Below are 22,576 nucleotides of genomic sequence, written 5' to 3' on the forward strand. Positions count from 1 at the left end.
CGCCGTGGCGGGTCGTTTCGCCGGTCGTTCGACTAAGGAGATCCGGCGACGTGTGAACGGTTGCCGCGGTGGGTATTTGTGCAAGCACGGAATCACCCACGAGTCGAAGGAGCGGGGATGCGGCTGCGTCGCAGCGATCTCACCAAGCCGGGGATCGCGCGCAAGCGTCGCGGGAAGGGCCCCGGAAAGGACTTTGCCTACTACGGTCCCGATGGCAACCTCCTGTCAGATCCACAAGCGCTGCAGCGGATCAAGGAGCTCGTCATCCCGCCCGCGTGGAAGAAGGTCTGGATCTCCCCGCATCCGAACGACCACATCCAGGCGGTCGGAACCGATGCCGCCGGCCGGCGCCAGTACCTCTATCACACGGCATGGCAGCAGGAACGGGCCGAGGAGAAGTTCGACCGCGTACTCGAGCTGTCCACCCGATTGCCCGAATGGCGCGCCGCGCTCGCCAAGGACCTGAGCCGCAAGGGATTAACGCGCAACCGGGTGCTCGCCGTCGCGCTGCGCATCCTCGATCGCGGATATTTCCGCGCGGGCGGGGAGCAGTACGCCGAGGAACACGAGTCCTACGGAATGGCCACCATGCTGTGCGAACACGTGACGGTCCGGCGCAACGCCGTCGGTTTCGACTTCCCCGCCAAGAGCGGCGTGCGCAGGTGCGTCGAGATCGAGGACACCGAAGTCGTCCGGGCCGTGCGCGCGCTGATGCGCCGCCCCCACCGGACCGAGCGATTGCTGGTATGCCGCACGTCTTCCGGATGGGTCGACCTTCGCTCCGACGACCTCAACGCGCGGTTCAAAGAATTGGTCGGCGAGGAATACACGGTCAAGGACCTGCGCACCTGGCATGGGACGGTGCTGGCCGCCACCGCGTTCGCCGACGCCGACCCCGCCGTGTCACAGCGGGTCGCCAAGCGTGTCGAGTCGGCGGTCATGAAGGAGGTCGCGGCGGGCCTGGGCAACACCCCGGCGGTCGCCCGGGCCTCCTACGTGGATCCGCGCGTCGTCACCGGCTACTACGAGCAAGGGTTGACCATCGCCGCCGCCGCCCGACGCGCCGAACGCACGCGGGAGACCGACATGGCACAGGAGACGCTGGAAAAGGCCACCCGGATGCTGATCCGGCGGGTGGCCAAGGGCCATACCGGATCCGGGATCTCCACGCTGGCCAAGAGCGCCTGACGGCTGGCCGGTGCGGTTGTGGCCAGACGTCTTTCAGTCGCAGGCCGAGGACCCACATGGCTGGTCGCGGCGGTCACCCGTCGCGACGACGACTGAGCGGATAGGCTTGGTCGCCATGACCGCAGAGGCCACTCCAAACCCAACGCCGGAAAAGGAGTTTCATCGCCCGGCCGGCGGGGACGCGACTACGGCCCGTTCGGTCTCGCGGGTCCTGGTCACCGGTGGTGCCGGCTTTTTGGGCACACACCTGTGTGAGCAGCTGCTCGACGCCGGCGCAGACGTGGTCAGCATCGACAACCTGTCCACCAGCCCACCGGGCGGGGTGTCGCGACTGACCCAGCGCACCGGGTATCGCTTTGTGCGGCATGACATCTGCGAACCCGGCGTGATCGAACTGGTGGGTACGTCCTTCGATACCGTGTTTCATCTGGCGTCGCCGGCCTCGCCGATAGACTATCAGCGGCTGCCGATCGCGACCCTACGCGCGGGATCGGCCGGCACCGAGGTGGCGCTCCAACTAGCCGAGCGGGCCGGGGCCCGCCTGGTACTCGCCTCCACCAGTGAGGTTTACGGCGATCCGGAGCAGCACCCCCAATCGGAAAGCTATTGGGGCAATGTCAATCCTGTCGGTCCGCGAAGCGTGTACGACGAGGCTAAGAGGTACGCGGAAGCCCTGGCGTTCGCCTATCACCGCTTCGGCCGGGTCGATGTCGGGGTGGCGCGCATCTTCAATACCTACGGACCGGGTATGCGCGCCGACGATGGCCGCATGGTCCCGACATTCTGCCGTCAGGCGCTGCGCGGTGAGCCGATGACGGTCGCGGGAAGCGGACTGCAGACGCGCTCCCTGTGCTTCGTCGATGACACAGTCGCGGGCCTAATAGCGTTGGCGCGCAACGATTTCAGCGGCCCCGTCAACATCGGCAGCCCGACGGAACTGACGGTGCGGGCCGTGGCCGAGCTGATCCGGGAACTGGCCGGCAGCGAATCGACGATCCAACTCACCCCGCCGGCCGTGGACGACCCGCAACGCCGTTGCCCCGATATCACGCTTGCCCACGAGAGGCTGGGTTGGGAGCCGCGCGTCGGCTACCGCACGGGGCTGGGCATCACGGTGGCGTGGTTCCGCAACACGACGGCCGACGAACCGGGCCGTGGCCTCGCCCCCCAGCAGCTGGCATAGTAGCGACTGCGCTGCAGAATCTCGACGTCAACGCCGCTTTTCCCGACTCGGCGCCTCTGGTGGCGAACGGCAAGACCTGGTGGCTGCCGAGGAGGCCGGTTTCAGGGCTGCGCCGCGATCAGCTGAGGATCCGGTGGCCAACGCCCGTGACGCGAATAATGCCCACGCTTTTGGGTAAGACCCATCCCTGTGGGGGATGGGTCTGCCTCGCGGAGCGAGCGGTGTGTGCGAACCCGACCCCCGCCCGGGCCGTCCGTCCAGGAGGGAACTCGAATGTCGAAGCAAGAGGTTTCGGACTACCTGTTGGAGCGGCTGCGGGCATGGGGCGTCGAGCACGTCTTCGGATACCCCGGTGACGGCATCAACGGCATCCTCGCCGCCTGGGGCCGCGCGGACAACAAGCCGCGGTTCGTCCAGTCGCGCCACGAGGAGATGAGCGCCTTCGAGGCCGTGGGCTATGCCAAGTTCACCGGGCGCGTCGGCGTGTGCGCCGCGACGTCGGGACCGGGCGCCATCCACCTGCTCAACGGGCTCTACGACGCCAAGCTCGATCACGTGCCGGTGGTCGCCATCGTGGGGCAGACCAACCGGACGGCCATGGGCGGCAATTACCAGCAGGAGGTCGACCTGCTCAGCCTGTACAAGGACGTCGCCAGCGACTACGTCCAGATGGTCACCGTTCCCGAGCAGTTGCCCAACGTCCTGGACCGCGCCATCCGGATCGCGATGACCCAGCGGGCCCCGACTGCGCTGATCATTCCGAGCGACGTGCAGGAGCTGCCCTACTCGCCACCCCAGCACGCGTTCAAAATGGTGCCCTCCAGCCTCGGGATCGAGTACCCCGCCATCGCGCCGGACGACGCGGCAATCGCGCGCGCCGCCGAGATCCTCAACGCGGGAAAGAAGGTCGCCATCCTGGTGGGCACCGGTGCCCGCGGGGCCCGCGAGGAGCTGGACCAAGTGGCCGACCTGCTCGGCGCCGGGGCGGCCAAGGCGCTGTTGGGCAAGGACGTGCTCTCCGACGAATTGCCCTGGGTCACCGGCTCCATCGGCCTGCTGGGCACCCGGCCCAGCTACGAACTGATGCGGGACTGCGACACGCTGCTGACGGTCGGTTCCAGCTTCCCCTACACACAGTTCCTCCCCGACTTCGGGCAATGCCGCGCGGTGCAGATCGACGTCGACGGCCGCTTGATCGGCATGCGCTACCCGTATGAGGTCAACGTGGTCGCCGACGCGAAGACCACGCTGCGGGCGCTGATCCCGCGGCTGCGCCGCAAGGAGGACCGGTCGTGGCGCGAGAGCATCGAGAAGAACGTCGCGCGCTGGTGGGAAACCATGGACATGGAGGCGCGCGTCGGCGCCGACCCGATCAACCCGATGCGGATGTTCGCCGAGCTGTCCCCGCAGCTGCCCGACGACGCGATCGTCACGGCCGACTCCGGGTCGGCGGCCAACTGGTATGCCCGCCAACTGAAGTTCCGCGGCAACATGCGGGGGTCGCTGTCGGGCACCCTCGCCACGATGGGCCCCGCCGTCCCCTACGCGATCGGCGCCAAGTTCGCCCATCCGGGGCGTCCCGTCATCGCGTTCGTCGGCGACGGCGCCATGCAGATGAACGGCATGGCCGAGCTGATCACGATCAAGCGGTACTGGCGGGAGTGGGACGATCCGCGCCTGATCGTGGCGATCCTGCACAACAACGACCTCAACCAGGTCACGTGGGAGATGCGGGCGATGGCCGGCTCCCCGAAATTCGCCGAGTCACAGACACTTCCGGACGTCGACTTCGCCGCGTTCGCGGCGGGGCTGGGCCTGGGCGCGATGGCCGTCAAGGACGCGGAGGCACTGGGTGACGCATGGGGCAACGCGCTGTCGGCGGACCGCCCCACCGTGCTCGACGTCTTCACCGACCCCGACATGCCACCGATTCCGCCGCACGCCACGTGGGATCAGTTCAAGGCGGCGACCACCGCGGTGCTGTCCGGGGACGAAGATCGCGTCGGCTTCGTCAAGGTCGGACTGAAGACCAAGGCTCAGGAGTTCCTGCCGCATCGGAAGAGCTGACGAGCGCGGGGTCAGCGCCCGTCGGCGGCCGAGCGTGCGCCGCGCAGATCCTCGACGAATGCTTTGTAGACCTCGTCGTGACGATCGCTGCGGTCGCGCAGCACCGCCGACGGGTGCACCGTGGCCACGACCACAGGTTCGGCGCGGGGCTCGTTGCCAGGGTCCGGCAGTCGCAGCTCCTCGCCGCGGTGGACGGAGACGCGAAAGTCCGCGCCCAGCAGCGATTGCGCGGCCGTCGCGCCCAGGCAGACGATCACCCGTGGACGCACCGCGTCGATCTCGGCGAGCAGCCACGGCTGGCACGCGACAACCTCTGTGCGGCTGGGCTTTTGGTGTATGCGACGCTTGCCGCCCTTGCGGGTGAACTTGAAATGCTTGACGGCGTTGGTCTGGTAGGTCGTCGACGGGTCGATGCCGGCGTCCGCCAGCGCGCGGGCCAGGAGCCGGCCGGCGGGTCCGACGAAGGGCTCCCCGGTCCGGTCCTCCCGGTCACCCGGCTGCTCGCCCACCAGCATCAGCGGCGCTCCCGCCGCCCCGCGCCCGAACACCGTCTGCGTGGCGTCCTGGAAAAGCGGGCAGCCCTGGCAGCCCGCCGCGGCCGCGCGTAGCGATTGCAGCCCGTGGTCTTCCGGGAGGTAGCGGGCGGCGCCGGCGGCCGGCGTTGTCACCATGGCTGACTGCGGTGGCCGGGGAAGGTGCGGCCTACCCCTTTCCGAGGATGGCGTCGCGGGCGCGGTCGAGCATGGCCGCGAACGGACCGGCCGCGAGGTTGGCGGCCTGCGACTCGACGCCGGCGTGCGGCCGGGTGGGCGCGACGGCTTCGGCGAATTTGGCGGCGCGGCCCATCCGTTCGAGTTCATCGGCGCCCAACTGCTCGCCGAGCTTGGCGAACTCCTCGGCCTCCTCGTGGTCGGCATGGCTCGCCACCGCGTCGCGCAGCTTGGTCAGCTTCTGCGTGAACTCGTCGCTGTCGACCTCGAGCTTCTCCAGCTCGGAGAGCACCTTCTTCGCGTCGTTTTCTTCCTCGAGCCGGGCGCTGACGATGGTCTGGCCGTCGGCGACCTTCCGCTTCGCCTCCTCCGCGGTTTCGTGGACGGCAAGCAACCGCCGCAGGCCGACGAACGCGTCCTCGCGCTCTTTGCCGGCTGCAGACAGCGTCCGCTCGAACATCGACTTGATCTGCTGGTGCTGACTGACAAGGAAGCCGACCACGTCGGTGGGCGACTGGATGGCGGTTCCGGCCATGTTGTCCTCCTGTTCCAATCCCCGCGCGCCGGGCTGCCGGCGCGCGCTACCTGGGGGTCTACCCATCGCCATTTTGGCCAAACCCGCTGTAGCGGTGCGCATACGGGGTATTGCTCGAATTTGAGCAGCGTCAAGGGTGGACATCGCGGTTTCGGCGGGCGACGGCACGGCGGTGAGCCGCAGTTGCGTGGCCGGGCATGACAGCAACGCGCTCTATGCGGTGGAATTCCGCCTGGGCGGCAGCGGCATGGGGGTGTTGGCCAGCGCCACGCTGCCCTCGCCGATCCGCGCACTGGCCACCGACCGGCGAATCAGCGAATGCTACGCACAGAGCCATACACAGTCGTAGGACCACAACGTATGCATCGGAAATGCCGACAGCCGGCGCCGCGGGGAAGCTAACAGGGGATGTGCGCGAGCCAATCCCGCCGCGGCGCTCGGACGCCACTTGGCGCTGCGGTGCGGATGTGCTGCGGCACCCCAGCCTTTCGGGGGCATCGGCTACATTCGGGGCAGGATCCCCTGGTCAAGGAGGACCCGAGGAGGGCCGAGGCGTGAGCAACCCCCAGGATCCGTACGGCGGCCCCCTGCCGCCGTACACCTACGACCCGCTCGGCCGGCCGCCGCCACCGCCGCCGCCGCCGGTATTCCACCCCCCGCCCCCGCCACCGTCCCCACCCCCGCGGCCGTCGGTCAACCCGTTCGCGACGCTGTCGGTGGTGTTCGCGTTCGTGTTTCCGCCCGTGGGCGCGATCCTGGGGCATCTCGGACTGGCACAGATCCGCCGCACCGGCGAGCTCGGGCGCGACCGCGCCGTGGTGGGCCTCGTGCTGTCGTACGCATTGGTCGCGTCGACCGTGGTCGCGCTGGCCGCGTGGGTTGCCTTCGCGGCGTTGGCGCCGACGCCCAGCCGGACCGCGGCGCCAGCCCCCACGACGACGCCCGCACCGGCCCCGCCCGCGGTGGCCCCGGCAACCGTGGCCACGCTGTTGCCCGGCCTCGACGCGCTCGAGAGCATGACCGCCGACCAGAACCTCGAGGCGGGCCAGACGTGGGACCGCCCCAGCCGCTCCGACCGGGAGGGGACCATCGACCGCGCCGAATGCTGGGGAAGCATCGCCCCGGGAACCCCGGACGCTTACACCGCCGGCATCCTCGGCTACCACGCGCAAGAGTTCTCCGACACGCGGACGCTGCTCAAGTCGGTACAGGTCATCCAGGCCGCCGCCGCGTTCCGCGACCCGCCCACCGCCCAGTCGCAACTGGATGGGGTGCTGGCCGGGTGGCGCCAGTGCGGCGGGACGACGGTGCGGGTGACCATCCCCGGCACCGGGCCGATCCCGTTCGCCCTGAGCGCCCCGGCCGACGGCGGTAACGGCATCAGCACCCTGGACCTGGCGCCGGCGGGGTTACAGATCCGCTCCACCCGCGCGATCGCGGCGAAAGCCAACGTCGTTGTCGACCTCTATGTCTCCTGCAGCGGTACCACGGACGGTGATCGCCCCCGGCAGGCCGCGGTCAGCATTGCCAACTATGTGCTGAACAAGATCCCCGGCTGACGGCGCCGCCGTAGTGTGGGTGCATGAAATATCTGGACGTCGAGGGCGTCGGGTGGGTCAGCCGAATCGGCTTGGGCACCTGGCAGTTCGGCTCCCGTGAATGGGGCTACGGGGACCGATACGCCTCCGGGGCGGCGGGCGACATCGTGCGCCGCGCCCTGGATTCCGGGGTGACGCTGTTCGACACGGCCGAGGTCTACGGGCTGGGGAAGAGCGAGCGGATTCTCGGGGAGGCTCTCGGCGACGTCGCGCGGAAGTCGCCGTGGCGAGCAAGATCATGCCCGTCGTCCCCTTCCCGGCGATGGTCAGGCAGCGCGAGCGCGCCAGCGCCCGGCGCCTCGGCCCGGACCGCATCCCCCTATACCAAATCCATCAGGCGAACCCGGTGGTCCCGGACTCGGTCATCATGCCGGGGATGCGCGATCTGCTCGACAGCGGGAAGATCGGCGCCGCCGACGTCGGCGCGAAGCCCGCGCAGGTGGCGCTGGCGTGGCTGATCAGCTTGCCGGGCGTCGTGGCCATCCCGGGAGCGTCCAGCGTGGAGCAGCTCGAGTTCAACGTCGCCGCGGCCGGCCTCGAGCTCCGCCCGGAATCCCGCGATGCCCTGACCGAGGCCGCCCGCGCCTTCCGCCCAGTTTCCAACGGGCGCTTCCTTGCCGACCTGGTCCGAGAGAAGTTGGGCCGCAAGTGATCACGGCGCACCGCTAGGACGGCGCGAACACCGCGCGGCCGGCGGCGGCGCCCCGCGGGACGACGACGGGCATCGACGTCGCCGCGTTGGTGCGCAGAATCGTGTGCACCACCTCGATGAGGTCCTCGACGGGCATCAACCTGCCGGGCATGCAGCCCGGGAGGCCTCGGCGGTGACGTCGCATTCGAGCGCGACCGCCCGCGACCCCGCGTCCCTCGCGGCCGCCTCGATTCGGTCGCGGCGCCGGGCCAGCAGCGCCACGCGGTCACCGCGCTCGGCGAGACCGACCCCGATGCAGCGACCCGGCCCGCTCGTGGCGCCCACCACCACCGTCCGTGACATATTCGCCCTCTCCTGTAACGCGTCGCCGTCGGCAAGAACCTACCGGATGCTCTCGCCGCGGGAGTGGCGATCGCTCGGCGCTCAGTTCCGGACGGCGGTATCGCGGTTGCCCAACTTGGCCTTGTACATGGCCGCGTCCGCCCGCGCCGTGATGGCGTCGGTGCACTCCCCGGGGAAGGCGAGGGTGGCCCCGACGCTCAGCGTCGCAGAGAACGTCGTGCCGGACACCTCGATGGGTTCGGCGGCACGACGGCGGATCTTCTGGGCGATCTGGGTGAGCTCATCGGTGCTCCGCACGCCGGGCAGCACGACGAGGATTTCGTCGCCCCCCGTCCGGCCGACGGTGTCGCCACGGCGGACGCTTTCCTGGATCCGCGCCGCCAGGGTGGCCAACGCCTGATCGCCGACCACATGTCCCAACGTGTCGTTGATGTGCTTGAAGCGGTCGACGTCGCAGAACAAGACGCCGACATACGTTCCATCGGGTCGCGGCCGCTGCAGTGTGTCGGCGAGCCGGGCCATCGCCTCGGCCCGGTTGGCCAAACCGGTGAGGGGGTCGAAGCGCGCCAACCGTTCCAGTCGCTGCTCCGCCCGCACCTGATCGTCGACGATGCGCAACGCGGCGATCAACCCGTCGGTGTTGCCGTCGGCATCGACGTACGGCTTTCCGTGGCCCTCCACCCAGTGGTAGACCCCGTCGGCGGAGCGCACCCGGAACCGCTGCAGGACCGACTCGCCGGCGGCCACCCTCTGCAGCGCGGCCCGGACCGTGTCGAGGTCCTGGGAATGGACGTGGCGGTCGAAACCCGAGCCCGTCCAGCGTTCCGGTGGGCGGCCCAAGGCGGCCTCGACGGACGGTGACACCCAGGCCACCTCGCCGCCGCGAAAGTGCACGATGATGTCGACCGCGTTGTCGGCAAGGATGCGATAGCGCATCTCCGCTTCGGCGCGCTGCTTGCTGACAAACTCCTGTTCGATCAGCAGTTTTTGCTCGCGCTGAATAAAGAAGAAGATGATCCCTCCGACAATCAGGGTGCCCAGGAGGACCGAGAACGTCCATTCCACGTGTTCGCCCAGGCCGAGCCACACGAAGACCGGTCGCGCGAGCGCTACGACGAGCGGGAAACCCCCAAGGATCGCCGCCAGCCGGAGCAGCGTCGACCGGTCGGGGCGGGCCAGCAGCCAGGCAACCGGGGAGCGGTCGGGCCGCGCCAACACAGCCGCGGCGGCGACCAGCAACAACGCGAGCGCCGTCATCAGTGCCTGGCCGGTCGAGGATGTGGTGCCCACCAACGCCAGGGCGTCGAACAGGTAGGCCCCGACCGTGACGAACGGGATGGCACCGCCGGCGGCGGCGCACGAGAGCCAGACCATCCGGGTCCGGCGGTCCACCCGGATCAGGGCGACCGCGGTCGCCAGCAGCAGGGACGACCACGCGGTCTGCGGGCTCGGCCGGCCCGGCCAGGCCCAATCGGACGCGCGCACCGCGTCGCCGAACCACACCTGGTCCAGGCCGGCCCACCCACCTGTCCCGTACTCCATCAGCGTGATGACGGCCAGGGCACCCACCACCATGGCCAGGCCACGCCCGACGAACACCCGCCGCCGCGACGGGCTACCCGACTGCGCCCAGATCGCCGCCCCGAGCGCCGCCAGCCACATGCCGGTCCAGGGCATCATCTGCGGCCAGGTCGGATAGATCCGGGTCAGCCGATCCATACCGGTCGCCCAGCCCACCCATGACGCCGTCGCGATGACGAACACCGCCGACACGGCCATTCGGAGGCACCAGGCCACGTCATGCAGACACGCATCCGGCCTCCGCCTTCCCATGAGCTGCCCCTTCCCGCGCGGCGGCGCAACCGCTAGTGTGCGTGGGGAGGTGGGATGATGTCTGGGGGCGAAAGTCCCCATCGCTCGGCGAAAGTCACCGATGACGCCCTGCGCTCAGCCCCCGTCTGGCGCCTGCAGCACTACGGCGGTATGGGCATCCACGGTGAGCGCGCCACCGCCAGGCACCTCTTCCGCGGGCGACTCCTCCTCCGGTCCGGTGAAGACCACGAGTTGCCACGACGCACCGAATTCCTTTGGCGGCAAAGTGAACTCGATGGGCTCGTGGTGGGCGTTGAAGCAGAGCAGGAACGAATCGTCGAACACCCGCTGACCCCGCGCGTCGCGGTCCGGAATGCCGTGGCCGTTGAGGAACACCGCGACCGACTTCGCGAAACCGGCGCCCCAGTCCTCCTCGGTCATCTCCGCGCCCTCGGGAGTGAACCAAGCGATGTCGGGCAGCCCGTCCTGGCCCCGCCGGCCCAGCGGTTTTCCCGAGAAGAACCGGCGCCGGCGGAACACCGGGTGGTTGCCGCGCAGCCCCGACACCACCCGGGTGAACTCCAGCAGCCCGTTGTCGGCCTTCGCCCAGTCGATCCAGGTGAGCTCGTTGTCCTGGCAATAGCCGTTGTTGTTGCCATTCTGCGTGCGGCCGAGTTCGTCGCCGTGGCAGATCATCGGCACGCCCTGCGACAGCAGCAGCGTGGTGAGGAAGTTGCGCTGCTGCCGGGCCCGCAGCGCGTTGACGCCCTCGTCGGCGGTGGGACCCTCCGCGCCGCAGTTCCACGACCGGTTGTGGCTCTCGCCGTCGTTGTTGTTCTCGCCGTTGGCCTCGTTGTGCTTTTCGTTGTAGGACACCAGGTCGCGCAGCGTGAATCCGTCGTGGGCGACGACGAAGTTGATCGAGGCGACCGGCCGGCGCGCGGTGTGCTCGTACAGGTCGGCGGACCCGGTCAGCCGGTAGGCGAACTCGTCGAGCGTGGATGGCTCCCCGCGCCAGAAGTCCCGGACGGCGTCGCGGTACTTGCCGTTCCATTCCGTCCACTGCGGCGGGAAGTTGCCGACCTGGTAGCCGCCGGGGCCGACGTCCCACGGCTCGGCGATGAGCTTGACCTGGCTGACCGTCGGATCCTGTTGCACGAGTTCGAAAAACGCCGCCAGGCGGTCCACGTCGTAGAACTCGCGGGCCAGGGTCGCGGCCAGGTCGAACCGGAAACCGTCGACGTGCATCTCGAGCACCCAGTAGCGCAGCGAGTCCATGATCAGCTGCAGCGCGTGCGGATGCCCGACGTTGAAGCTGTTGCCCGTGCCGGTGTAGTCCATGTAGTAGCGCTTGTCGTCGTCGACCAGCCGGTAGTAGGCGGCGTTGTCGATTCCCCGCATCGACAGGGTCGGACCCATGTGGTTGCCCTCGGCCGTGTGGTTATAGACGACATCGAGGATGACTTCGATGCCGGCCTCGTGCAGGGCCCGCACCATCGCCTTGAACTCTTGCACCTGCCCACCCGGGGACGTAGCGCTGGAGTACTTGAAGTCCGGCGCGAAGAACCCAATCGTGTTGTAGCCCCAGTAATTCGACAGACCCTTGTCCACCAGGGTGGAGTCGTTGGCGAAATGATGCACCGGCATCAGCTCGATCGCGGTGACGCCAATGCTCTTGAGGTGATCGATGATCACCGGATGCGCCACCCCCGCGTAGGTGCCGCGCAACTGCTCGGGGATGTCCGGGTGGGTCTGCGTCAGCCCCTTGACGTGCGCCTCGTAGATGACCGTGTCGGCGTACTGGTGGTCCGGGGGTCGGTCATTGCCCCAGTCGAAGTAGGGGTTGATGACAACCGACTTGGGCATGAAGGCGGCGGAGTCCTCGTCGTTGCGGCTCTCGGGGTCGCCGAAGTTGTAGCTGAACAACGCCTGATTCCACTCGAACAAGCCGTCGATCGCCTTCGAATACGGGTCGACGAGAAGCTTGTTCGGGTTGCACCGCAAGCCGTTCTGGGGGTCGTACGGGCCGTGCACGCGGTAGCCGTAGCGCTGACCGGGCTCGATGTTGGGAATGTATGCGTGCCAGACGAAGCCGTCGACCTCGGGCAGTGTGACCCGGCTCTCGGTGCCGTCGGCGTCGAACAGGCACAGCTCGACGCGTTCAGCAACCTCGCTGTACACGGCGAAATTCGTGCCCGCACCGTCGTAGGTGGCGCCCAAGGGGTAGGCCCTTCCCGGCCACACTTCGCCAGTGGGCGTGGGGGCAGGCGTCTCTGCGGTAGTCATGGCGCCATTGATACCCCGCCTGCGCGGTGGCCAAACCGGCGGCGCAGCGTCACGCCACGTCGCGACCCCGCGGCGGCCCCGCTAAGGGGATGCCACCTCGCTATGCGCAAATCGCTTGTGTCACTGATGCTTTTGTATCATCGCGAGTCAGGCGTTCGGTCAGTCGTACGTCACGGCTTGAGCATGACCTTGACGGCCCCGTCCTGCTTCTTCTGGAAGATGTCGTAGGCGTGCGGTGCCTGGTCCAACGGCAGGACGTGGGTGGCGAAGTTGTCGACGCCCAACGGGTCGTCGTCGGTGAGCAGCGGCATGATGTCTTCGACCCACCGTTTCACGTTGGCCTGCCCCATCCGCAGGGTGACCTGTTTGTCGAAGAGCGTCAGCACCGGCAGCGGATCGGCCATCCCGCCGTACACGCCGATGAGCGAGATGGTCCCGCCCCGCCGGACGATGTCGATCGCGGAATACAGGGCGTGCAGCCGGTCTACGCCGGCGGTCTGCATGAGTCGCTTGGCGACGAAGTCCGGCAGCAAACCGGTGGCCTGCTGGATCAGTTGCGCGGCCGGCGAGCCGTGGGACTCCATGCCCACGGCGTCGATCACGGAGTCGGTGCCCCGGCCGTCGGTGAGGTCCCGGATCGCGTCGCCGAGGTCGCCGTCGAGTCGCCCGAGGTCGATGGTGTGGATGCCCCGCTCCGCGGCGCGGGCCAGCCGTTCGGGAACCAGGTCGACGGCGATCACCCGGTAGCCGAGGTGGTCGGCGATGCGCGCGGCCATGTCGCCGATCGGCCCCAGGCCGAGGACGGTGACCGTGCCGCCGTCGGGGATATCCGCGTACGCCACCGCCTGCCAGGCGGTCGGCAGCACGTCGGACAGGTAGACGAACCGCGAGTCCGGGGGCCCATCAGGCACTTTGATGTGGGTGAACTGGGCCTGCGGCACGCGCAGCAGTTCGGCCTGGCCGCCGGGGATCTCCCCGTAGAGTTCCGAGTAGCCGAACAGCGCCGCGCCCATGCCCTGGGCCCGCACCTGGGTCGTCTCGCACTGCGTGAACAGCTGTTTGCCGCACATGTAACAGCCGCCGCACGAGATCTGGAACGGAATCACGACCCGATCTCCGACGCGCAGATCGCCCGTCCGGCCGCCGACCTCGCGCACGATTCCCATCGGCTCGTGACCGAGGATGTCGCCGGATTTCATGAAGGCGCCGAGGACTTCGTAGAGATGCAGATCGGATCCACAGATGTTGGTCGAGGTGATCTCGACGATGGCGTCGGTGGGCTTCTCGATCTTTGGGTCGGGCACCGACTCCACGCGCACGTCGCGCTTGCCGTGCCAGGTGACAGCTTTCATGCGGTGGCCGATACCCGCCTTCGTACCGGTCGAAACGGCGCCTCAGTATCGCCGACGCTTGAGCGGATGCTCGCTCTCGATCAGCGCCTGCGCGATGTCGATCACCTTGCTGTTGGACTGCTGCGACAGCCGGGTCAGCAGGTCGAACGCTTCCACGGCGTCTAGGTTGAAGCGTTCCATGATGACGCCCTTGGCCTGGCCGATGGTGTCGCGCGACGCCAGCGCGCTGCGGAACTGGTCCTGGCGGCGCATCACCGACCACGCCAGCGCGACATGCGCCGCGAAAACGGTACCGAGGTGCACCGAGTCGTCGCCGAACGCGTGCGGGCGCTCGGCGTAGAAGTTGAGTGCCGCCATGCCGCGGCCGTCGACGGACAGCTCGTAGGACAGCACGGAGCGGATCGGGGTCCGTTCGAGCGCTTCGTGCCGGTAGCGCGGCCAGCGCCGGTCGGCGCTCAGGTCCTCGATGTGCATGACGTGATGCCGCCAGGCGGCTGCCAGGCACGGACCTTCCCCGCACTCGTTCTGGATTACATCCAGCACCACCGGATAACTATGCGTCGCAACGATGTTCGATACCGCCCGGTTCTTCTCGGCCAGCGTGATCCCTGCGTATTGCGAACCCGCCACGTGCCTAACGCCCGTGCTGATGAGCTCATGCAGGCCGGTATCGGTGTCCGTTTCGTCGCGTTCCAGGCCGGCGACCAGTTCCGCGAGCTGAGTGACGACCGCGTTATTGTGGCCATTCCGCACAGCACCACCCCCAATTCTCGAGAGCGTCCGCACCCGGGATCTTGCGAATCCCCTACCTCAGGTTGTCATGGTTTTCCACGAGCGCGGTTGTGTCTACGCCGAAAACGAAAAGCGTCGGCCACCAAACGAACAGGCCGGCGCGTCCGTCGCCCGGCGACACCGCGGCAGCGGCCCCGGCCCCGGCCCCGATTCCAGTGCCGATCGAAATCGGTTCTCCCACAATCATTTCCACCTGTGAGCTGCGTCCGAAAGGCCGCCGGGGCCGCGGATGGGGCCGATTCCGCCGTACACTCGGCTCAGTGACCTCGATTGTGATCATCGGCAGCGGCTTCACCGGATTCACCTGCGCACGCCGGCTGGCGCGAATCTTCCGCCGACGGCGGCAGCCCGTCGACATCACGATCGTCTCCCCCGTCGACTACATGCTCTACACGCCCCTGCTTCCGGACGTCGCCGGCGGTGTCGTCGACGCCCGGTTTGTGGCGGTGCCACTGGCCAACACACTCAAGGGCGTGCACGCCGTCCGCGGCCGCGTGGACGGTGTGGACTTCTCCCGACGCACGCTGACGTACTGCGATCCCGAAGAGCGCAGCCACACCATGTCCTGGGATCGGCTGGTGTTAACCCCGGGTTCGGTCACCCGACTGTTCGACGTGCCGGGGCTCGCGACGTGCGCCCGGGGGCTGAAGACCACCGCGGAGGCACTGTATCTGCGGGACCACTTCGTGGAGCAGCTGGAGCTGGCGAACATCGAGGAGAACCCGCGGGTTGCGGCGGCCCGCCGGACCGTCGTCGTCGTGGGCGCCTCCTACTCGGGCACCGAACTGGTGGTTCAGCTGCGGGCGCTGGCCGACGCCGCGGCCCACCAGATGGGCTTCGACGCCGCCGACGTCCGGTTCCTGCTCCTCGACTTGGCGGAGCAGGTGATGCCCGAGGTGGGCAAGAAGCTGGGCGATGCGGCGCAGAGGGTGCTTCGGCGGCGCGGCATTGATGTCCGGCTCGGGGTGACGATCAAGGAGGCTCACCCCGATCATGTTGTCCTGAGCGATGATTCGCGCGTCGACGCGCGCACGATCGCCTGGGTCACGGGCGTGACGGGGGCACCGCTGATCGAGGGCCTCGGCTTGCCGACGGAACGGGGCCGGATCAAGGTGCGGGCCGACCTGCAGGTCCCGGATCGGCTGGGCGTGTTCGCGGCCGGTGACGCCGCCGCGGTCCCCGACCTGACCCAACCCGGAAAGATCACGCCGCCGACCGCACAGCACGCGACCCGGCAGGGCAAGGTGCTGGCCCGCAACGTGGCCGCCAGCCTGGGGCACGGCACCCCCCACGGACTACAAGCACCGCAACCTGGGCCTGGTGGTGGACCTGGGCCCGTGGCACGCCGTCGCCAACCCGCTCAACGTGCACCTGTCCGGGCTGCCGGCGAAGGTTGTCACCCGGTCCTACCACCTCTACGCGATCCCGCGGGGCGTCAACCGGTGGGCGGTGGCGCTGGCCTACCTGACCGACCTGCTGTTCGACCGTTCGGTGGTCTCGATAGGTCTGGCTTCCGAGGAGGACGCGGGCTTCGCGGCCAGCGAGGGCATCCCCATGCCGAAGACCGGATGAGCCGGCGGACCGATCAGCCCTCGGCCTTCTGCTGCGCCATCGCGTAAACGAGCTGCAGGAAGTCGGCTCCGGTCAGCGCGGTGAAGACGGCCGCGACCAGGCGGGTGAACCCGGGGGCGAAGACCAGGCCGATCGCGAACCCCGTGGCCACCCACATGTCCAGGCAAAAGGGGCAGGTCAGCAGCTCGCCCAGGCTGTGGCGCAGCGCGCCGTCCTCGCGGACCTCCTCCATCACCTCCGCCGGGCCGCCGCTGCCCCGGAAGCGCGTGAACGGCGCGCGCAGCGGGCTGGTCACCGCGTCCTTGGTCAGGGTCCGCGAGAGCTTGTGGGTGCCCAGGGTCACCGTGACCAGGTCTTGCAACGGCCATCGCGCCGGCAGTCGGCGACCCGTGACCAGCGCGGCCAGGGTGGCGACCAGCACCACGGCGCTGTAGATGCACAACACCGCCACGTAGCCCCCCAACGGGCGGGGATTGTCCCCGCGGTATGCGTCGGCCTCTTGCCGGGCGCCGTCAAGAACCTGATCGACCGGGGCACCGTCCGTCACATTTCCCATTCGCTAACTCCTCCAAGGGGGCGCTTCGCGGCGCTTTTCAAGGCACGTCCAGCGGGCGGGATACCCCATGGCGGCGGCCGCAACCCCCGCGGCGTGCGCGCCGTCAGGGCGTCGAACGGTTCACCGGCCGGCCGGCGCCGTCCTCGTCCCCCGCCCTGGCCGTCTTGACCGCCTTGCGCAGGTCGCGGTTGGTGGAGCGCAGGTCCGTGTTGGCCGCCGAAAGCGTGGCGTTGTGGTCCTCGAGCTCGAGGATGCGGGCGATGCCGGCGAGGTTGACGCCGGAGTCGACGAGTTCGCTGATGCGCTTGAGCCGGGCCAGGTCGTCGGCGCTGTAGCGCCGCGTACCGCCCTCGCTGCGAGCCGGGGTCAGCAGGCCGTGCCGTTCGTATAGGCGCAGCGACTGCACCGCGATTCCGGAAAGCTCGGCGGCCACCGAGATGCCGTAGACGCCGTGGTTGGGCCGTGGGGCACCGGCGTCGCCGCCCGGGTCCGTCATCGCGCCTCCCCCCGTGCTCCGGGTTCAGAAAATCTGTCTATCACACTTGCATCATCATGTCGATGGTGTTATAAGAAATCTATGTCAGTAGACATAGCAAATGGTCAATCTGCCGCCATAGATTGGAGTGAGAGGTGACTGCCATGCTGATGCGTTCCGACCCGTTCCGTGACCTCGACCGATTCGCCAACCAAGTGTTCGGAACCGCCGCACGGCCGGCCGTGATGCCGATGGACGCGTGGCGCGAGGGCGAGAACTTCGTCGTGGAGTTCGACCTGCCGGGCATCAACCCCGAGTCGCTGGACATCGACATCGAGCGCAACGTGGTGACCGTGCGCGCCGAGCGGCCGGGCGTCGACCCGAACCGCGAGATGCTGGCCACCGAGCGTCCGCGCGGGGTGTTCAGTCGCCAGCTGGTCCTCGGCGAGAACCTGGACACCGAGCGGATCGAGGCGTCTTACACCGAAGGCGTTCTGCGGCTGCACATCCCGGTCGCCGAGAAGGCCAAGCCACGCAAAATCTCCGTCGCGCGCGGCACCGGACACCGGGCCATCAACGACACCGCGCCCCAGCCCGAGGTCGTCAACGCCTGATCGGAGTCGGGTGGCGGCCCGCGGCGCGCGCCCCCTCGGGCCCGCGCCGGGGGTGCGCCCTCGTCCCGGTGCGTTGCAAGCGCAGAGTGAACGATGGGTTGGGATCTCGACGGCCAGAGGGCCGACGTCGAGCAAGCCCTGGCCGGTGGGGCGGGGCAGCCGGCCGGCTGGTTCCGGTTCTACTTCGCCGACCAACGCTGGGAATGGTCCGAACAGGTGCAACGGATGCACGGGTACGTCCCGGGCAGCGTGACGCCCACCACCGAATTGGTGCTCTCCCACAAACATCCCGACGACCGCGGACACGTGGCGGCCACCATCGATCAGATCCAGAGCACCCACACAGCGTTCAGCACGCGCCACCGGATCATCGACACGAGCGGACAGGTGCGCGACGTGGTGGTCGTCGGCGACCGGCTCCTCGACGCCCGGGGCGAAGTGATCGGCACGTACGGCTTTTACATCGACGTGTCGCGTCCGTCGGTACAGGTCCAGGAGGACGCCGTCACGGCCAGGCTGGCCGAGATCAGCGAGAATCGCGCCGGCATCGAGCAAACCAAGGGCATGTTGATGCTCGTCTACAACATCAGCGAGACCGCGGCGTTCGACCTGCTGAAATGGCTGTCCCAGGAGGCCAACGTCAAGCTGCGGGCGCTGGCCGAGCAGATCGCCGAGGACTTCCGCGGCGCCGGGGTCTCCCCCGGCTCCCAATCGGCGTTCGACCACGCGCTTTTGACCGCGCATCAGCGCCTGCGCCAATGAAACCGGGCCTACGACACATGCCTTTGCCGCCTGGCGCGGGCGGCGGCCAGCAACCGCGCCACCCCGTCCTCGATCCCGGCGGCGAGCGCATCGATGTCGGGCGCGGTGTCGTAGTCCGCGATGATGCCGAAGACGAACGTGTCGGCGTAACTGACCATCGCGATGCCCGTGCGCAATTGCAGAGCGATGGGCGGTATCGGCAGGATCTCCAGGACCCGGCGCCCCAAGAGTGTCTGCTGCCCGCGTGGCCCGGGCACGTTGGTGGCCAGTGCGACCACTGCACGCTGCGGTAACCGCGATAACAGCCGAATAGCCCAGGCGGACAACGCAAACGGCGCGGCCTTGGCGGCCGAGACCGCCGCGCTGCCGCCCTCGCTCTGGCCGCTGGACTTGGCCCGGGTCAGCCGCTGGTGCACCAGGCCCAGCTGTTCGACGGGATCGCCCTCGTCGACGGGCAGTAACGGCAGCATCGCCGACACCTGGTTGTCGGTGATCTCGAAGCGGTTGGACGCACGGACCGACACGGGCACCAACGTGCGCAGGGAGTTGCGGCTCGGCCGCTCGCCGCGGTCGAGCAGGATTTGCCGATAACTGGACGTGATGGCCGCCAGCGCAACGTCATTGATGGTCACGTCGAACGCCCGCGCCGCCTTACGCAGATCGGCCAGCTTGACGCGGGCCACGCTGTAGCGCCGCATCCTGGTGACCGGTCCGTGCAACGACGACCATGGGGCCGGGCGCAGCAGGCTGGCCGTCAGCTCGGCCAGGCCGAGGGCGGCGTGTTCGGCCGCGGTGGCGGCACCGAGCGCGCCGCGCGCAATCGAGCCGACAAATGCCAGCGGGTTGGCGTTCCACTTCGGCGCCCCGCTGGGGGCCGCCCGCGTGCTGCCGTGAATACCGGTCGCAAAGGTACCGCCGCCGCCCTTGTCGCTGAACTTCGCCAGCATCTGCGTCGTCGCGATGCCGTCGGCTATGCAGTGATGGATCTTGGTCAGCACCGCCCAGCGGCCGCCGCTCAGGCCCTCGATGATCCAGCAGTCCCACAGCGGGCGCTCGCGGTCGAGCCGGCGCTCCATCAAGGTGGCGACCATCTCGAACAGCTCGGCGTCACCGCCGGGCTTGGGCAGCGCGGCGCGGTGCAGGTGGCGCGACAGGTCGAAGTGCGGGTCCTCAACCCACTCGGGCGGCCGAAGATCCAGCGGGTGGGTCCGTAACACCTGCCGGCAGCGCGGCATCGACGCCACCCGCTCCGCGAACGCCGCGACGAACTCGTCGTAGCCGGGCGCCGGACCCTCCACGATCGAAACCCCACCCACCGCCAGGCTCACGTGCGGGTCGGAGTCCTCCACCTCGAGAAAGCCCGCATCCAGCGCCGTCAGTTGCTCCATCTGCCTACTGTCCCGCCGGGGTTTGCCGCATATCAGGGCCGGAAGTCCTCAACTTCTGGGGCCAAACGGAGGCAGCGCACCGGGTGGCACCGGCCCTATCGTGGGCACGGTGACGACGGGTGCGCGATTGGCGCTGCGATTGCCGCGCGCAGAGCCGTTGCGCCGCAGGGCAACTCCAAAGCAAGGAAACCGATCATGACCGGACTCTCCTACATTCGTTTCTTCGAGGAGATCGGCATCGACGACGTGCCGGTCGTCGGCGGCAAGAACGCCTCACTGGGCGAGATGTTCCAGAAGCTGTCCGCCGACGGCGTGCGCGTCCCGCACGGATTCGCCACCACCGCCGAGGCCTACCGGCACATGCTGGACCGGGCCGGGGCCTGGAACGCCCTGCACGCCGAGCTCGACGACCTCGACCCGGACGACGTCACGGCGCTGGCACGCAAAGGCAAGCGCGCCCGTGAAATCGTCTACGGTGCCGGGCTTCCCGAGGATCTAGCGGCCGAGATCACCGCCGCCTACCGGATGCTGCAGGACGAGTACGGCGAGGACGTCAGCCTCGCCGTGCGCAGCTCGGCCACCGCCGAGGACCTGCCGACGGCCAGCTTCGCCGGTCAGCAGGAGACCTTCCTCAACATCAAGGGCACCGAGAGTCTCCTCGACGCGTGCCGCCGCTGCTTCGCCAGCCTGTTCACCGACCGGGCCATCCACTACCGCATCGACCAGGGTTTCGACCATTTCAAGGTCTCGCTGTCCATCGGCGTGATGAAAATGGTGCGCTCCGACCTTGCCTCGTCGGGTGTGATGTTCACCATCGACACCGAATCCGGGTTCAACGACGTTGTTTTCGTGACGGGCGCGTACGGGCTCGGCGAGAACGTCGTTCAGGGTGCCGTCGACCCCGACGAGTTCTACGTGCACAAGCCGACGTACCAGGCCGGTCACCGCGCCGTGCTGCGCCGCCTGATCGGCGACAAGGCCGTCAAGATGGTCTTCGTCGAGGGCGGGACCAAGCACACGACCCGCAACGTCCCGACGCCCGAGGGTGACCGCTCCCGCTTCTGTGTCACCGACGACGACGTTCTCGAGCTCGCCGGCTACGCCTGCGCCATCGAACGGCATTACGGGCGGCCGATGGACATCGAGTGGGCCAAGGACGGCCTGGACGGCAAGCTGTACATCGTCCAGGCGCGCCCGGAAACCGCTGCGTCGCAGCGCAGCTCGACGAGCGTGGAAAACTACGTGCTCGAAGGCAGCGGCGAGGTGCTCGCCGAGGGCCGGTCGGTCGGCGAAAAGGTCGCCTCGGGCGTGGCGAAGCGGATCACGACCCTCGATCGCCTGTCGGATTTCCAGCCAGGGCAGGTGCTGGTCGCCGACACCACCACGCCGGACTGGGAGCCGGTCATGAAGACCGCCGCCGCCGTCGTCACGAACCGAGGCGGCCGCACCTGTCACGCGGCCATCATCGCCCGGGAACTCGGCATCCCAGCCGTGGTCGGGGCGGGCGACGCCACCACCACGGTGCCGGAGGGTGAAGTCGTCACCGTGTCCTGCGTGGAGGGCGACACCGGGCGCGTCTACCGGGGCGAGGTCGGGTTCCACGTGGACCGCACCGAGGTGGCCGACCTGGCGCGGCCGCACACCCAGGTCATGATCAACCTCGGCAACCCCGATCTGGCGTTCAAGACGTCGTTCCTGCCGAACGACGGCGTGGGACTCGCCCGGATGGAGTTCATCGTGAGCGAGTACATCAAGGTCCACCCGCTCGCCCTGCTGCATCCGGACAAGGTCGACGACCCCGAGGCCCGCCGGACGATCGCCCGGCTCACCCAGGGTTACGCCGACGGGGGCGAGTTCTTCGTGCAACGGCTCTCGGAGGGAATCGGCACCATCGCGGCCGCCTTCTGGCCCAAGCCCGTCGTGGTGCGGATGTCCGACTTCAAGTCGAACGAGTACGCCAGCCTGATCGGTGGGACCGCGTTCGAGCCGGTCGAGAGCAACCCGATGATCGGCTTCCGCGGTGCGTCGCGGTACGCGCACCCGGCCTATGCCGAAGGGTTCGCGCTGGAGTGCCGCGCGATGAAGCGGGTCCGCGAGGAGATGGGCCTGACGAACGTCGTCATCATGCTGCCCTTCGTGCGCCGGGTCGCCGAGGCGGACCTGGTGCTCGACACGATGGCCGCACACGGCCTGCGGCGCGGCCAGGGCGGGCTCAAGGTGTACGCGATGTGCGAGATCCCCAACAACGTGATCCTCATCGACGAGTTCGCGAGACGCTTCGACGGCTTCTCCATCGGCTCCAACGACCTCACCCAGCTCACGCTCGGCGTCGACCGGGACAGCGAGATCGTGGCCTTCGACTACGACGAACGCGACGACGGGGTCAAGGAGATGATTCGGCTGGCCGTGCAGGGCTGCCGCCGCAACGGGATTCACTCGGGCTTGTGCGGTCAGGCGCCTTCGGACTACCCCGACATGGCCGAGTTCCTCGTCCGCATCGGCATCGATTCGATTAGCCTGAACCCCGACGTGGTCGTGAAGACCACCCGCAGCATTCTCGAGCTGGAGCGGCAGGTCGTGCCTCTGAGCTGAGCGGCCGGCGATGCAGCGCGGCGCTAGACCGCAATACACGGTGTTACCCAGCGCCGGTCTGCCCCCGGGCTTGCGTCGAGATTGCCGTGAGGGCTGTGCT

The 22,576-nt window shown here is 68.6% G+C and carries 17 protein-coding genes and 3 pseudogenes; 10 read left to right on the forward strand and 10 right to left on the reverse strand.

Features of this window, described 5'->3' with window-relative positions; all coding sequences use genetic code 11:
- Positions 1 to 117: 117 nt before the first annotated feature.
- From SKC42_RS06945 to SKC42_RS06955, 3 genes are all read left to right on the forward strand, one after another.
- Entirely contained in the window at positions 118 to 1,188 is a 1,071-nt protein-coding gene (locus SKC42_RS06945) for a DNA topoisomerase IB (protein WP_330963544.1), read from the forward strand.
- A 115-nt stretch (positions 1,189 to 1,303) separates the two neighbouring features.
- Positions 1,304 to 2,371, forward strand: a complete 1,068-nt coding sequence (locus SKC42_RS06950) for an NAD-dependent epimerase/dehydratase family protein (protein ID WP_330963545.1) — start codon at positions 1,304 to 1,306, stop codon at positions 2,369 to 2,371.
- A 273-nt stretch (positions 2,372 to 2,644) separates the two neighbouring features.
- The gene (locus SKC42_RS06955) at positions 2,645 to 4,438 is read left to right on the forward strand and encodes a thiamine pyrophosphate-requiring protein (protein ID WP_330963546.1); all 1,794 of its coding nucleotides are present in this window, start codon (positions 2,645 to 2,647) and stop codon (positions 4,436 to 4,438) included.
- 11 nt (positions 4,439 to 4,449) lie between these two features.
- Here the strand turns inward: SKC42_RS06955 and SKC42_RS06960 are convergent, their stop codons facing one another.
- Positions 4,450 to 5,109: a UdgX family uracil-DNA binding protein gene (locus tag SKC42_RS06960; RefSeq protein WP_330963547.1), complete on the reverse strand. Its 660-nt coding sequence runs from the start codon at positions 5,107 to 5,109 to the stop codon at positions 4,450 to 4,452.
- A 31-nt stretch (positions 5,110 to 5,140) separates the two neighbouring features.
- Positions 5,141 to 5,683: a hemerythrin domain-containing protein gene (locus SKC42_RS06965; RefSeq protein WP_330963548.1), complete on the reverse strand. Its 543-nt coding sequence runs from the start codon at positions 5,681 to 5,683 to the stop codon at positions 5,141 to 5,143.
- 136 nt (positions 5,684 to 5,819) lie between these two features.
- On the opposite strand from SKC42_RS06965, the gene SKC42_RS06970 reads away from it, so the two are divergent.
- The 3 genes and pseudogenes from SKC42_RS06970 to SKC42_RS06980 all read left to right on the forward strand — a co-directional run bounded on the left by SKC42_RS06970 (position 5,820) and on the right by SKC42_RS06980 (position 7,933).
- The gene (locus SKC42_RS06970) at positions 5,820 to 6,032 is read left to right on the forward strand and encodes a hypothetical protein (RefSeq protein WP_330963607.1); all 213 of its coding nucleotides are present in this window, start codon (positions 5,820 to 5,822) and stop codon (positions 6,030 to 6,032) included.
- Positions 6,033 to 6,237: 205 nt separating this feature from the next.
- Complete coding sequence (locus SKC42_RS06975) at positions 6,238 to 7,242, forward strand: sensor domain-containing protein (RefSeq protein WP_330963549.1); 1,005 nt, start codon at positions 6,238 to 6,240, stop codon at positions 7,240 to 7,242.
- A 23-nt stretch (positions 7,243 to 7,265) separates the two neighbouring features.
- A pseudogene (locus SKC42_RS06980) lies at positions 7,266 to 7,933 on the forward strand (aldo/keto reductase).
- A gap of 13 nt (positions 7,934 to 7,946) precedes the next feature.
- Here SKC42_RS06980 and SKC42_RS06985 read toward each other — a convergent pair.
- The 5 genes and pseudogenes from SKC42_RS06985 to SKC42_RS07005 form a co-directional block, all read right to left on the reverse strand.
- A pseudogene (locus SKC42_RS06985) lies at positions 7,947 to 8,263 on the reverse strand (SDR family NAD(P)-dependent oxidoreductase).
- Between the two features lie 93 nt (positions 8,264 to 8,356).
- Complete coding sequence (locus SKC42_RS06990) at positions 8,357 to 10,108, reverse strand: sensor domain-containing diguanylate cyclase (protein ID WP_330963550.1); 1,752 nt, start codon at positions 10,106 to 10,108, stop codon at positions 8,357 to 8,359.
- A gap of 114 nt (positions 10,109 to 10,222) precedes the next feature.
- The gene (glgX, locus tag SKC42_RS06995) at positions 10,223 to 12,373 is read right to left on the reverse strand and encodes a glycogen debranching protein GlgX (RefSeq protein ID WP_330963551.1); all 2,151 of its coding nucleotides are present in this window, start codon (positions 12,371 to 12,373) and stop codon (positions 10,223 to 10,225) included.
- A 170-nt stretch (positions 12,374 to 12,543) separates the two neighbouring features.
- On the reverse strand, positions 12,544 to 13,725 hold the full coding sequence (locus SKC42_RS07000) for a zinc-dependent alcohol dehydrogenase (RefSeq protein ID WP_330963552.1): 1,182 nt from the start codon (positions 13,723 to 13,725) through the stop codon (positions 12,544 to 12,546).
- A 42-nt stretch (positions 13,726 to 13,767) separates the two neighbouring features.
- Complete coding sequence (locus tag SKC42_RS07005; RefSeq protein WP_330963553.1) at positions 13,768 to 14,478, reverse strand: GAF and ANTAR domain-containing protein; 711 nt, start codon at positions 14,476 to 14,478, stop codon at positions 13,768 to 13,770.
- Between the two features lie 299 nt (positions 14,479 to 14,777).
- Here SKC42_RS07005 and SKC42_RS07010 point away from each other — a divergent pair.
- Positions 14,778 to 16,089: pseudogene (locus tag SKC42_RS07010) on the forward strand (NAD(P)/FAD-dependent oxidoreductase).
- Between the two features lie 13 nt (positions 16,090 to 16,102).
- Here SKC42_RS07010 and SKC42_RS07015 read toward each other — a convergent pair.
- Positions 16,103 to 16,645 carry a DUF1360 domain-containing protein gene (locus tag SKC42_RS07015; protein WP_330963554.1) on the reverse strand — a complete coding sequence of 181 codons (543 nt, stop codon included), beginning with the start codon at positions 16,643 to 16,645 and terminating at the stop codon, positions 16,103 to 16,105.
- Between the two features lie 103 nt (positions 16,646 to 16,748).
- A complete protein-coding gene (locus tag SKC42_RS07020) occupies positions 16,749 to 17,141 on the reverse strand; it encodes a MerR family transcriptional regulator (RefSeq protein ID WP_330963555.1) in 393 nt (130 codons plus the stop codon).
- A gap of 143 nt (positions 17,142 to 17,284) precedes the next feature.
- On the opposite strand from SKC42_RS07020, the gene SKC42_RS07025 reads away from it, so the two are divergent.
- Together SKC42_RS07025 and SKC42_RS07030 are read left to right on the forward strand one after the other, a co-directional pair.
- Positions 17,285 to 17,734 (forward strand): Hsp20/alpha crystallin family protein, encoded by a 450-nt coding sequence (locus SKC42_RS07025; RefSeq protein WP_330963605.1) that lies wholly within the window; start codon positions 17,285 to 17,287, stop codon positions 17,732 to 17,734.
- 93 nt (positions 17,735 to 17,827) lie between these two features.
- Positions 17,828 to 18,496 carry a PAS and ANTAR domain-containing protein gene (locus SKC42_RS07030; RefSeq protein ID WP_330963556.1) on the forward strand — a complete coding sequence of 223 codons (669 nt, stop codon included), beginning with the start codon at positions 17,828 to 17,830 and terminating at the stop codon, positions 18,494 to 18,496.
- Between the two features lie 8 nt (positions 18,497 to 18,504).
- Here the strand turns inward: SKC42_RS07030 and SKC42_RS07035 are convergent, their stop codons facing one another.
- Positions 18,505 to 19,884: a WS/DGAT/MGAT family O-acyltransferase gene (locus SKC42_RS07035; RefSeq protein WP_330963557.1), complete on the reverse strand. Its 1,380-nt coding sequence runs from the start codon at positions 19,882 to 19,884 to the stop codon at positions 18,505 to 18,507.
- Positions 19,885 to 20,079: 195 nt separating this feature from the next.
- Here SKC42_RS07035 and ppsA point away from each other — a divergent pair, with 195 nt between their 5' ends.
- Positions 20,080 to 22,476: a phosphoenolpyruvate synthase gene (gene ppsA / locus SKC42_RS07040; RefSeq protein ID WP_330963558.1), complete on the forward strand. Its 2,397-nt coding sequence runs from the start codon at positions 20,080 to 20,082 to the stop codon at positions 22,474 to 22,476.
- The last annotated feature ends 100 nt before the right edge of the window (positions 22,477 to 22,576 follow it).

Origin of the sequence: Mycobacterium sp. 050134 (assembly GCF_036409085.1) — a bacterium.
In the GTDB taxonomy this organism is placed as follows: Bacteria; Actinomycetota; Actinomycetes; order Mycobacteriales; family Mycobacteriaceae; genus Mycobacterium.

Coding starts and splice junctions, on each gene's coding strand:
- SKC42_RS06960 (WP_330963547.1), bottom strand. CDS start 5,109: ATGGTGACAACGCCGGCCGCCGGCGCCGCCCGCTACCTCCCGGAAGAC.
- SKC42_RS07035 (WP_330963557.1), bottom strand. CDS start 19,884: ATGGAGCAACTGACGGCGCTGGATGCGGGCTTTCTCGAGGTGGAGGAC.
- SKC42_RS07025 (WP_330963605.1), top strand. CDS start 17,285: ATGCTGATGCGTTCCGACCCGTTCCGTGACCTCGACCGATTCGCCAAC.
- SKC42_RS06990 (WP_330963550.1), bottom strand. CDS start 10,108: ATGGGAAGGCGGAGGCCGGATGCGTGTCTGCATGACGTGGCCTGGTGC.
- SKC42_RS07015 (WP_330963554.1), bottom strand. CDS start 16,645: ATGGGAAATGTGACGGACGGTGCCCCGGTCGATCAGGTTCTTGACGGC.
- glgX (WP_330963551.1), bottom strand. CDS start 12,373: ATGACTACCGCAGAGACGCCTGCCCCCACGCCCACTGGCGAAGTGTGG.
- SKC42_RS07020 (WP_330963555.1), bottom strand. CDS start 17,141: ATGACGGACCCGGGCGGCGACGCCGGTGCCCCACGGCCCAACCACGGC.
- SKC42_RS07030 (WP_330963556.1), top strand. CDS start 17,828: ATGGGTTGGGATCTCGACGGCCAGAGGGCCGACGTCGAGCAAGCCCTG.
- ppsA (WP_330963558.1), top strand. CDS start 20,080: ATGACCGGACTCTCCTACATTCGTTTCTTCGAGGAGATCGGCATCGAC.
- SKC42_RS06955 (WP_330963546.1), top strand. CDS start 2,645: ATGTCGAAGCAAGAGGTTTCGGACTACCTGTTGGAGCGGCTGCGGGCA.
- SKC42_RS06945 (WP_330963544.1), top strand. CDS start 118: ATGCGGCTGCGTCGCAGCGATCTCACCAAGCCGGGGATCGCGCGCAAG.
- SKC42_RS06950 (WP_330963545.1), top strand. CDS start 1,304: ATGACCGCAGAGGCCACTCCAAACCCAACGCCGGAAAAGGAGTTTCAT.
- SKC42_RS07000 (WP_330963552.1), bottom strand. CDS start 13,725: ATGAAAGCTGTCACCTGGCACGGCAAGCGCGACGTGCGCGTGGAGTCG.
- SKC42_RS06965 (WP_330963548.1), bottom strand. CDS start 5,683: ATGGCCGGAACCGCCATCCAGTCGCCCACCGACGTGGTCGGCTTCCTT.